The sequence below is a fragment of the Nocardioides sp. LS1 genome (assembly GCF_003865225.1).
Lineage (GTDB): Bacteria > Actinomycetota > Actinomycetes > Propionibacteriales > Nocardioidaceae > Nocardioides > Nocardioides ginsengisegetis.
Genome location: NZ_BIFF01000003.1, coordinates 1 through 9,519 on the forward strand (window position 1 = coordinate 1; position 9,519 = coordinate 9,519).

General features: G+C 71.8%; 11 protein-coding genes and 1 riboswitch. Of the genes, 7 read left to right on the plus strand and 4 right to left on the minus strand.

The window, feature by feature from the left end; translation table 11 throughout:
- Positions 1–1,624 precede the first annotated feature (1,624 nt).
- From EJF31_RS14090 to EJF31_RS14100, 3 genes are all read right to left on the minus strand, one after another.
- Positions 1,625–1,822, minus strand: coding sequence for a hypothetical protein (locus tag EJF31_RS14090; protein ID WP_125037809.1), 198 nt, complete (start codon positions 1,820–1,822; stop codon positions 1,625–1,627).
- A 155-nt stretch (positions 1,823–1,977) separates the two neighbouring features.
- Positions 1,978–2,229 (minus strand): hypothetical protein, encoded by a 252-nt coding sequence (locus tag EJF31_RS14095; protein WP_125037810.1) that lies wholly within the window; start codon positions 2,227–2,229, stop codon positions 1,978–1,980.
- Positions 2,230–2,241: 12 nt separating this feature from the next.
- Positions 2,242–2,433 (minus strand): hypothetical protein, encoded by a 192-nt coding sequence (locus tag EJF31_RS14100; protein ID WP_125037811.1) that lies wholly within the window; start codon positions 2,431–2,433, stop codon positions 2,242–2,244.
- Between the two features lie 176 nt (positions 2,434–2,609).
- Positions 2,610–2,719: riboswitch (TPP riboswitch) on the plus strand.
- On the opposite strand from EJF31_RS14100, the gene EJF31_RS14105 reads away from it, so the two are divergent.
- From EJF31_RS14105 to thiC, 7 genes are all read left to right on the plus strand, one after another.
- Positions 2,716–3,309: a thiamine phosphate synthase gene (locus EJF31_RS14105; protein WP_125037812.1), complete on the plus strand. Its 594-nt coding sequence runs from the start codon at positions 2,716–2,718 to the stop codon at positions 3,307–3,309. (Overlaps the previous riboswitch by 4 nt.)
- The gene (locus EJF31_RS14110) at positions 3,309–4,337 is read left to right on the plus strand and encodes an FAD-dependent oxidoreductase (protein WP_125037813.1); all 1,029 of its coding nucleotides are present in this window, start codon (positions 3,309–3,311) and stop codon (positions 4,335–4,337) included. Before EJF31_RS14105 ends, EJF31_RS14110 begins: the two co-directional genes overlap by 1 nt.
- Positions 4,334–4,522: a sulfur carrier protein ThiS gene (gene thiS, locus EJF31_RS14115; protein WP_125037814.1), complete on the plus strand. Its 189-nt coding sequence runs from the start codon at positions 4,334–4,336 to the stop codon at positions 4,520–4,522. Before EJF31_RS14110 ends, thiS begins: the two co-directional genes overlap by 4 nt.
- Positions 4,519–5,277 carry a thiazole synthase gene (locus tag EJF31_RS14120; protein WP_125037815.1) on the plus strand — a complete coding sequence of 253 codons (759 nt, stop codon included), beginning with the start codon at positions 4,519–4,521 and terminating at the stop codon, positions 5,275–5,277. Before thiS ends, EJF31_RS14120 begins: the two co-directional genes overlap by 4 nt.
- Positions 5,274–5,834 carry a thiamine phosphate synthase gene (locus tag EJF31_RS14125; RefSeq protein WP_125037816.1) on the plus strand — a complete coding sequence of 187 codons (561 nt, stop codon included), beginning with the start codon at positions 5,274–5,276 and terminating at the stop codon, positions 5,832–5,834. Before EJF31_RS14120 ends, EJF31_RS14125 begins: the two co-directional genes overlap by 4 nt.
- Complete coding sequence (gene thiD / locus EJF31_RS14130) at positions 5,831–6,628, plus strand: bifunctional hydroxymethylpyrimidine kinase/phosphomethylpyrimidine kinase (protein WP_125037817.1); 798 nt, start codon at positions 5,831–5,833, stop codon at positions 6,626–6,628. Before EJF31_RS14125 ends, thiD begins: the two co-directional genes overlap by 4 nt.
- A complete protein-coding gene (gene thiC / locus EJF31_RS14135) occupies positions 6,625–8,298 on the plus strand; it encodes a phosphomethylpyrimidine synthase ThiC (RefSeq protein WP_125037818.1) in 1,674 nt (557 codons plus the stop codon). The genes thiD and thiC overlap by 4 nt, the downstream gene beginning before the upstream one ends.
- Positions 8,299–9,421: 1,123 nt before the next feature.
- Here the strand turns inward: thiC and EJF31_RS14140 are convergent.
- Positions 9,422–9,519: integrase core domain-containing protein (locus tag EJF31_RS14140; protein WP_148099312.1), on the minus strand; the 98-nt coding region annotated here is incomplete at its 5' end.

Here is a 9,519-nt window from a genome sequence, read left to right on the forward strand (position 1 = left end):
TGACCAGGCGGGCCTTCGACATGACGGGAGGATCTCGACAGGTGTCATGACACCTGCCCGGTCGCGGGGGTGTCGTGTCCGGGATGTCGTGAGACATGTGTCCGGTATGTCCTGAGCCAGCACACTGCCCCCGCTACAAAGTTCAGGCCCGGAATCCACGGATTCCGGGCCTGAAGCCATTTGAGACGTGGTCACGCGGTCCAAAGCGGTTCAGAATCGGGTTTCCGTCCCGATCCGCGGCGCCGAGCACTGAGCTCGCGCCGCCTCGGCTGACATCGGCGCTCATCGGAGGTCCCGGTTGCGGGACTTGATCGGCGCGTGAAGGTCAGTTGATCGCGGTGCAGACACGAGGCCGTCCCGCCATGGCGAAAGAGCGGGACGTCTCTTGCGACCAGGACGAGACGAACGGCTCCGTCCACGCTCCCTCACCGTCCTCGGCACATGACAGGGGAGTGGGTGCCAAGCCGGGTTGGGGAGAGCACGCCGAGGTTAGAGGTGTGGCGCCGGCTGCTCTAGGTGACTCGCGAGTACGTGAGACGCGTGACCAGACCAGGCCATGTCGGTCCTTCGTCGCGATGAACCGGGGGTATGCACGACGACTCTGCTGGATCAGGCCACGGGTGTGATGCGCATCACTTACCCGGAGGTAGGTGCTGCGGGTCAATAGCATCCTGAGTCACTCGCGTGGGCGGGCGTCTCGGTGCCAGGTCGCGTGTTGTTGCAGCCCTGCTTCCCCCTGGATCCACGGGGAAGTCCCTCGATTTCTCCACCGATCCAGGGAGTCCCCAGAACCCGGACTTGGGTTGTGACCCATTGCATCGACTGCTCGTGGTCGGGGGCCGCCAGCATTCTCGACAGAGAACGCGCCGAGGTAGACATGACATGCGAAACATGTGGAGCGAGCGTCGATGACGTCAAGCTGCACCGACAGTGGCACGAGCGAGCCGACCGAGTGCTGCGGCCATTGGACCTTGCCGAGGGCAAGTTCACCTGCAAGCGGTGCTTCCTGGAGGTGCGGGAGTCCTCGAGGACGGGGCACGCCTGGTGGCACACCATCCTGATCGAGCTGGCACGGTCTGTGGACCGAGTGTCGGGAGTGCCAAAGGACCAGCGCGGGTAGGTCCCTCCAGGCCGCCACCTGGACCCGGCCATCTTGCCCCCCTCCGCCGCACCCGATCGTGACGACTGAACGAGCACACGTCCAGGTGTTGGTTGAGTGCGCCGACATTGAGCATTTCTACTGCACCCGTTGGCTTCGTCGATGAGCCGGAAGGCGTGGAGTTGTGCGAGATCTGCTGGGGTGCAGGTGCCAGGACCTTCATGATCGTCCACCGAACCGGCATGAGGGCCGGGAGCGGCGGGGCACGCGGGTGATCCGCGCCCGCTATGAGAGCGGAGAGTGGGGGCTGACCGTCAGGGCGTCACGACTGTCGACGCGTCGCGCGAGGGTGGTGGCCGCGGTGCGTACTAGGGGCCACCCGATGGTCGAGATGACCTGGATGAGGCAGCGGGCACGGATCATCAGCGGTCCCTTCGTCTAGGTGCGGCAGATATTGGAGTGGATTGCGGTGCGCCGCCACGAGAGAGGTCGCGACGGCACACCGCAGTTCGGGGGTGCCCGGGGCTAGCGGTCGACGCCGGGCCGCGGCGGCACGTGGGCCGCTGTAGTTCCGGTCTCGTTGCGCAGTGTCGTCAGGGGTGTGACGACTGGCTTGTCCGCGTCATCCTCGTGCCACGCGCTGTGCAGCGGGGTGAGGAGGGCGGGCACCATCGCCGAACAGACCGCGCACTGCAGGCGCTGGTCGCTGACGATGTCGGGCACGGACTGGAATCTATTGCGGCCCACTGCATACCCATGAGTAGGTGATCTGCTGCACAGGCATGGTCTGGTCCAGTCAGGGATGGGCCCTGAACCGCAACGGCAGTGGCTGCGTTCAGCCAGCGCCGGAGCGTCAGACGCAGTGCCGTCCTGCCGGGTCATGCCGCACCGCCGATCAGCTGGACCATCGGGCCGGTCATGATCTTGCCGCTCAGGGGGTGGCCGTCGCGCGTGCGGGTGACCGAGAACCAGCCGTCCCAGTACGCCGAGTCGGGACCGCGTCGGGTGCCGAACTCGAGGCGCACGTAGCCGACCTCGCGCTCGGCGTCGAGGACGCACGCGCCGTCACGCAGTTGCGAGCCGAAGGCGTCGCTCAGGTACTTCTCGTTCTGGGGGAGGACTGTGTACATGGCGCCGGCTCCTCACGCGACCAGGTCGGCCTGGGCGCGCAGCGCGGCAGCGGCCGTGCGGTGTCCGAGGACGCTCGGGGGGCAGGGACACCAGTACGGCGTGACCGCGGCCTCGGTGGCAGCGAGGTCGTCCTGGTGCCGGGCCAGGTCCAGGAGGATCGAGCGCAGCCGGATGGTCTCTGGGGTGTTGGTCTGGGGGGTCATGGCTGCCTCGCTTTCGGAGTTCCGAGTGCTTTCGTCGTGATTCCAGTGAAGGTCGGCAGGGCGTCGTCCACGACCGGAGGACTACGTATTCGGCTACGTAGATGGAGTTCGTGACCCCGTGCATGGTCGCGTTCTGGACGGGTCGATCTGCCTCGACTCCGGGTGCGCTACGTTTTCTGCACCACCACGGGAGCTTGCGGCAGCGAGCTGAGAGGGAGCTGTTCCGCTCCGACCGTCGAACCTGATCCGGGTCATGCCGGCGAAGGAAGCGAGGAGCGTTCCGTGCTGTTGCCACGCCTGTTCTGCCTGGTCGATGCCACCGACGACCTGTCCCTGCTTCCGCTGTTGGCGGCGGCGGGCGTCGGGGGCTTCCAGGTCCGCGCCAAGGCGGTCGAGGACCGTGCCCTGCTGGCCCTGACCCGTGGGGTCTGCTCCGCGGTCGAGGAGTACGGCGCCCTCGTGGTCGTCGATGACCGGGTCGACGTGGCGCTGGCCGCGGGAGCGGCGGGGGTGCACCTCGGTGCGACGGACCTGCCGGTGGCCGATGCGCGCCGGATCGCACCGGGACTGGTGGTCGGCGCCACGTGCCGGTCGCGTGCCGAGGTCGTGGCCGCCCGCGAGCAGGGCGCCGACTACGCCGGATTCGGTCCCGTCTTCGCGACGGCCTCCAAGGCGGGCCTGCCCGAGCCGCTGGGGGTGGCTGCGGTCGCCGCGGCCACTGGGGTGCTGCCGCTGGTCGCGATCGGGGGCATCGACGCGGCCGGGGCCGCGCTCGCCCGTGCGGCCGGTGCCCACGGGGTCGCCGTGATCGGCTCGATCTGGCGGCCGCCGGACCCGGTCGCGGCCGCGAAGGAGCTCGTGGCAGCGGTCGCCTGATGCGGGTCCGGGTCCTCGGGGCCGGGATCATCGGGCTCTCCTGCGCCGACGAGCTGCGTACCCGCGGCCACGAGGTCGAGGTCGTCGACCCCGCGCCCGGCCGGGGCGCCAGTCACGCCGCCGCGGGGATGCTCAGCCCCTCGAGCGAGGTGTGGCACGGCGAGGAGGACATCCTCCGCCTCGGGGTGGCCAGCCAGCACTTGTGGCCGGGGCTGGCCGCGCGGCTCGGCGTGCCCCTCACGACCACCGGCACGCTGCTGGTGGGACGTGACGCCGGTGACCTCCAGGACGTCGAGCGGCAGGTGGCGTTGCTGGCGTCGCACGGCGTGGCCGGCGAGACGCTGTCCGCGGCCGACGTACGCCGCCTCGAGCCGACCCTGTCCGCCCGCGTCGCCGGGGGAGCGCTGCTGCCGCGCGACCACAGCGTCGACCCGCGGGCCGTGGTCGCGGCGCTGCTGGCCCGCGTGCCCGTCCGGCCCGAGGTCGACGCCACGACCCCCGACGTCACCGTCGTCGCCACCGGCGCCCGGCTGCCCGCACCGTGGAATCGCCTCGTGCACGGCGTCCGCGGCGAGGTCGCCCGGGCCCGGACCGACGACCCGCCGGTCCGCACGGTGCGCGGCTGGGTGCACGGCGTCCCGGTCTATGTCGTGCCGAGACCCGGCGGTGAGGTCGTGATCGGTGCGACCTCGGAGGAGCACGACGCGCCCCCGGTCGCGACCCTCGGGGGCATCGCCCGACTGCTCGAGGCTGCCCGCGAGCTGGTGCCGGGCATGGACCGGGCCGAGCTCACGGAGGTGCTCGCCCGGGACCGGCCGGCCACGGCCGACCACCTGCCCCTCGTCGGCCCGACCCACGACCCGGCCGTCGTGCTCGCGGCCGGTCACTTCCGGCACGGCGTGCTGCTCGCGCCGCTGACCGCACGGCTCGTCGCCGACCACCTCGACCACGGCCTGGTCCACGCCGCCCTCGACCCGCGCCGCCTCCTGCCCGTCCCCTCCGCCCCGACCCGAGGAGCACCCGCGTGAACATCATCCGCAACGGCCAGCCGGCCGTCGTCGCCGACGGGAGCACGGTCGCCGACCTCGTCCGGGGGCGGCGCGGTATCGCCGTCGCCCTCAACGGCGAGGTGGTGCGCCGCGACGACCACCCCCTCACCGAGCTGCGCGACGGCGACGTCGTCGAGGTTGTCACGGCGGTGCAGGGCGGATGACACTGACGATCGCGGGCACGCCGCTCACCTCGCGGCTCTTCCTCGGCACCGGCGGCCTGCCCCGCCCGGCGCTGCTCGAGCCGCTCCTCGCCGCGGCGCGGCCCGGCCTGGTGACGGTCTCGGTACGCCGTACGTCGGCCACCCGCGACGGCGGCCTGCTCGACATCCTCACCCGCGCCGGGGTCCGGCTGCTGCCCAACACCGCCGGCTGCCTGAGCGCCCGCGAGGCCGTGCTGACCGCCCGCCTGACCCGGGAGGCGCTGGGCACCGACTGGGTCAAGCTCGAGGTGATCGGCGACGAGCGCAGCCTGCTCCCAGACGCGGTCGAGCTCCTCGACGCGGCCGCCACCCTGGTCCGCGACGGTTTCACGGTGCTGCCCTACACGACCGACGACCCGGTGCTGGCGCGTCGGCTCGAGGACGTCGGCTGTGCGGCGGTGATGCCGCTCGGCGCCCCGATCGGCTCCGGGCTCGGGATCCTCAACCCGCACGCGATCGAGGCGGTGGTCGCGGCGGTCGGCGTACCCGTGGTGCTCGACGCGGGCGTCGGCACCGCCAGCGACGCCGCCCTCGCCATGGAGCTCGGCTGCGACGCGGTGCTCGCCGCCAGCGCCATCACCCGCGCCGACGACCCCGTCGCCATGGGACGCGCCCTCGCTCTCGCCGTCGAGGCGGGCCACACCGCCCGCGCAGCCGGCCGGATCCCGAAGCGGCCCACCGCCCGCGCCTCCAGCCCCGCCCGGGAGCTCGCATGAGGACCCGGCTGCTCCTACTCACCGACCGCGCCCAGCTCAGCAAGGGCCGATCCCTGTCCCGCACGATCGCCGAGTGCGTCGACGCCGGGCTCGATGCCGTCGTCGTCCGCGAGCACGACCTCGCCGCCCGTGACCGGCGCGCCCTCGTCGCCCGGCTCGCGGAGCTGGACCGCCTCACCGTCATCTCCTCGCGGATCGCCGACCCCGCCGCGCACGGCCTCCACCTCGCGGCGCACCAGGAACGCGTGGACGGCTGGCACGGCCGGTCCTGCCACTCCGCCGACGACGTACGACGCGCGGCCGCCGCCGGCGTCGCGTGGGCGACCCTGTCGCCGTACGCCGCCTCCGCCAGCAAGCCCGGCCACGGACCGCCGCTTCCGCCGGACGCCTTCACCGGTGACCCGGGCATCCCGGTCTTCGCCCTCGGCGGGATCGACCCCGGCAACGCCCGGGCGGCCGTCGAGGCAGGCGCCCACGGGGTCGCGGTCATGGGGGCGGTCATGCGCGCCGCCGACCCCGTGCGCGTCGTGGCCCGCCTGCTTCAGGAGCTGGCATGACCCCCGCCGTCGCCCTCACTGTCGCCGGCACCGACTCCGGGGGAGCGGCCGGGATCGCGGCCGACCTGGCGACGTTCGCGGCGCTCGGCGTGCACGGCGCCTGTGTGGTCACCGCCGTCACCGCCCAGGACACCACCGGCATCCGCGACGTGCACCCGGTGCCGCTGGCCAGCGTCGAGTCCCAGCTCGACGCCGTCCTCGACGACCTCCCCGTCGCGGCCGTCAAGACCGGCATGCTCGGCAGCCCCGAGGTCGTCGAGCTCCTGGCCCGCCGGCTCGCCGGACGCCCGCTCGTCGTCGATCCCGTGCTGGTCGCTACCAGTGGCGCCGTGCTCGGCGACGAGCACGTGGTGGCTGCCTACCGCGCCCACCTCCTCCCCGTCGCCACCGTCGTCACCCCCAACGCCCACGAGGCCGGAGTCCTGCTCGGCCGGGCCACCGACCCCGCGACGGCCGCGGCCGCCCTCGCCGACACCGGCCCGGCCGTCGTCCTGACCGGCGGCGGCGCCCACGGCCCCGACGACACCTGCACCGACTGGCTCGCCCTGCCCGGCCAGCGCCCGGTCGCCCGCACCCACCGCTCCGTCCCCACCCGCAACGACCACGGCACCGGCTGCACGTTCAGCGCGGCCCTCGCCGCCCACCTCGCCCGCGGCGCCGACCTCGACGCCGCGGTCCACCACGCCGGGCTGTTCACGGTCCGGCAGCTCGACGCCAGCAGGCGCTGGAGCCTCGGCCGCGGCCGGGGACCCGTCGCCCACACCACCCACAACCCAGCAGGAGAGCCGACATGACCGTCCACCCCGCCCACACCCGCGTCCTCGTCGACCACGGCGACATCCAGGTGCCCGTCACCCGCGTCGCCCTCACCAACGGCGAGACCTTCGACCGCTACTGCACCGCCGGCCCCGGCAGCGACCCCGAGGTCGGCCTCCCGCCGCTGCGCGCGGCCTGGATCGAGGCCCGCGGCGACACCACCACCTACACCGGCCGCGAGGCCCAGCTGCACGACAACGGCCGCTCCGCCGTACGCCGTGGCGCAGCCCGCGAGGAGTGGCGCGGCACCCGCACCCCACCGCGCCGGGCCGTCGACGGCGCCACCGTCACCCAGATGCACTACGCCCGTACCGGGATCACCACCGCCGAGATGCAGTACGTCGCCCGCCGCGAGGGCTGCGACGTCGAGCTGGTCCGGTCCGAGGTCGCCGCAGGCCGCGCGATCATCCCCGCCAACGTCAACCACCCCGAGGCCGAGCCGATGATCATCGGCAAGGCGTTCCTGGTGAAGATCAACGCCAACATCGGCAACTCCGCCGTCACTTCCAGCATCGCCGAGGAGGTGGACAAGCTCACCTGGGCGGTGACCTGGGGTGCCGACACGGTCATGGACCTCTCCACCGGCGACGACATCCACACCACCCGCGAGTGGATCCTGCGCAACAGCCCGGTCCCGATCGGCACCGTCCCGATCTACCAGGCCCTGGAGAAGGTCGACGGCGAGGCCGACAAGCTGACCTGGGAGATCTTCCGCGACACCGTCATCGAGCAGTGCGAGCAGGGCGTCGACTACATGACCATCCACGCCGGCGTCCTGTTGCGCCACGTGCCGCTGACCGCGGAGCGGGTCACCGGCATCGTCTCCCGCGGCGGCTCGATCATGGCCGGCTGGTGCCTGGCCCACCACGAGGAGAACTTCCTCTACACCCACTTCGACGAGCTCTGCGAGATCTTCGCGGCCTACGACGTGAGCTTCAGCCTCGGCGACGGACTCCGGCCCGGATCCGTCGCCGACGCCAACGACGAGGCCCAGCTCGCCGAGCTCCGCACCCTCGCAGAGCTCACCGAGCGCGCCTGGGCCCACGACGTCCAGGTCATGGTCGAGGGCCCCGGCCACGTCCCGCTGCACCTGGTGGAGGAGAACGTCCGGCTCCAGCAGGACTGGTGCCACGGCGCGCCGTTCTACACCCTCGGCCCGCTCGCCACCGACGTCGCGCCCGGCTACGACCACATCACCAGCGCCATCGGCGCGGCCACGATCGCCATGCACGGCACCGCGATGCTCTGCTACGTCACCCCCAAGGAACACCTCGGCCTCCCGGACCGCGACGACGTCAAGACCGGCGTCATCACCTACAAGCTCGCCGCCCACGCCGCCGACGTCGCCAAGGGCCACCCGGGTGCACGGGACTGGGACGACGCCCTGTCCAAGGCACGCTTCGAGTTCCGCTGGCACGACCAGTTCGCGCTGTCCCTCGACCCGCAGACCGCCCAGTCCTTCCACGACGAGACCCTGCCCGCCGAAGGCGCCAAGACCGCGCACTTCTGCTCGATGTGCGGCCCGAAGTTCTGCTCCATGCGGATCAGCCAGGACGTCCGGGACCGGTTCGCGGAGAAGTCGGCGGAATTCCTCGAGCTCGGCGGCACGATCTACGTCGACGAGCAAGCCCCGGCGGCCGGTCGCTGACACCGTGCGCAGGTCGTCCCGCCCCGGGCGAACGGGGCGGGACGACGCGAGCGATCACGACGGGAGGCAGAACCGTCGGCGCACTCGCCCCACCGTCATCAGCACACCACGGGGGTCGGGGACCAAGCCGGTGGGACGAGCACGCCGAGGCTAGGGGGATGGCGTCTGTGTCTCTAGTTGACTGGCGAGTACGTGAGACGCGTGTCCAGACCACAACCCCGCTTGAACTGTCGTCGATCCGTCGTGGCACGCGACTCAGCCGGGCATGGGTGTTACCCGAGCCAGTCGCCATAGAGGCACTCGTCGGGTCGAGGTGACCAGCCCGGTCGTCGGGGGAGGGCGGGACGCGACTGCCAGCCCGACGACACCGCGCGCCGACTGAGGTCGACGAGATGACTGCCGGCGGGTACGACGACTGAGGTGACCACCGCGGTCAGGCAGCGCAGCCGGATCATGACGAGGTCCCCGTCCTGTCGGCCAGGGCGGCCAGTCGGTCGCGGACGACGTCGGTGGCAGCCACGGTCGCGCGACGCAGGATCCGCTCCTCGATCGACGCATGCCCGACGGTCTGGGCCCGGTGCCATTCGCGGTGGAACCCGTAGAGGTGAGTGGCTACCTCCGCCCAGCAGATCTCGCAGGGCGCCGTGGTTGCTGGGGTTGGCGTGGGTGCGGACATCAGGGACCTTGATTCAGCTCGGGGTTGCGGCGTACGCCGCGCAGGGGGTGACCGCCAGTGGGATGCGTTGTCGCCGCGCCGCGATCTGGTCGGTCGAATGTCAGCCGAGCCACCCGGGATCGCCGGGGCCCGCGCAGTGACCGGAACTGTCCCGAGCCTGGTCCCTGCCCACGATGGGGAGCCCCTGCCAGCATGTAGCGGCTGTATGGGTGCCCGGCCCGTCGATACACATCACGCTAGTGATTCGCCGCGGCGTCAGCGGGCCTACCGGACAGTAGGTGACGTGGGTCACGTTCCGCGGAAAGAAGACATTTGGAGAGGGCCGAGCTCGCCGAGCGGATCGGTGTCTCGCGCCTGAGGTCACGCGAAGGGTCGTTGTCGTAACCCAACTTTCCTCGGTGAGGGGTAGATGTGGCGGGTCCTAGCTGTACCCGGCCACCAGGTTGGTCACAGGCGGCTGATCGGCGGTAGGCCTCCGAGTGCGCTGTGGCGGCGTCGAGTGTTGTAGAGCTCGAGCCAGGGGGCAAGTGCGGCGGCGCGTTCGT

Coding starts and splice junctions, on each gene's coding strand:
- thiD (WP_125037817.1), top strand. CDS start 5,831: ATGACCCCCGCCGTCGCCCTCACTGTCGCCGGCACCGACTCCGGGGGA.
- EJF31_RS14100 (WP_125037811.1), bottom strand. CDS start 2,433: ATGACCCCCCAGACCAACACCCCAGAGACCATCCGGCTGCGCTCGATC.
- EJF31_RS14095 (WP_125037810.1), bottom strand. CDS start 2,229: ATGTACACAGTCCTCCCCCAGAACGAGAAGTACCTGAGCGACGCCTTC.
- EJF31_RS14120 (WP_125037815.1), top strand. CDS start 4,519: ATGACACTGACGATCGCGGGCACGCCGCTCACCTCGCGGCTCTTCCTC.
- EJF31_RS14125 (WP_125037816.1), top strand. CDS start 5,274: ATGAGGACCCGGCTGCTCCTACTCACCGACCGCGCCCAGCTCAGCAAG.
- thiC (WP_125037818.1), top strand. CDS start 6,625: ATGACCGTCCACCCCGCCCACACCCGCGTCCTCGTCGACCACGGCGAC.
- EJF31_RS14110 (WP_125037813.1), top strand. CDS start 3,309: ATGCGGGTCCGGGTCCTCGGGGCCGGGATCATCGGGCTCTCCTGCGCC.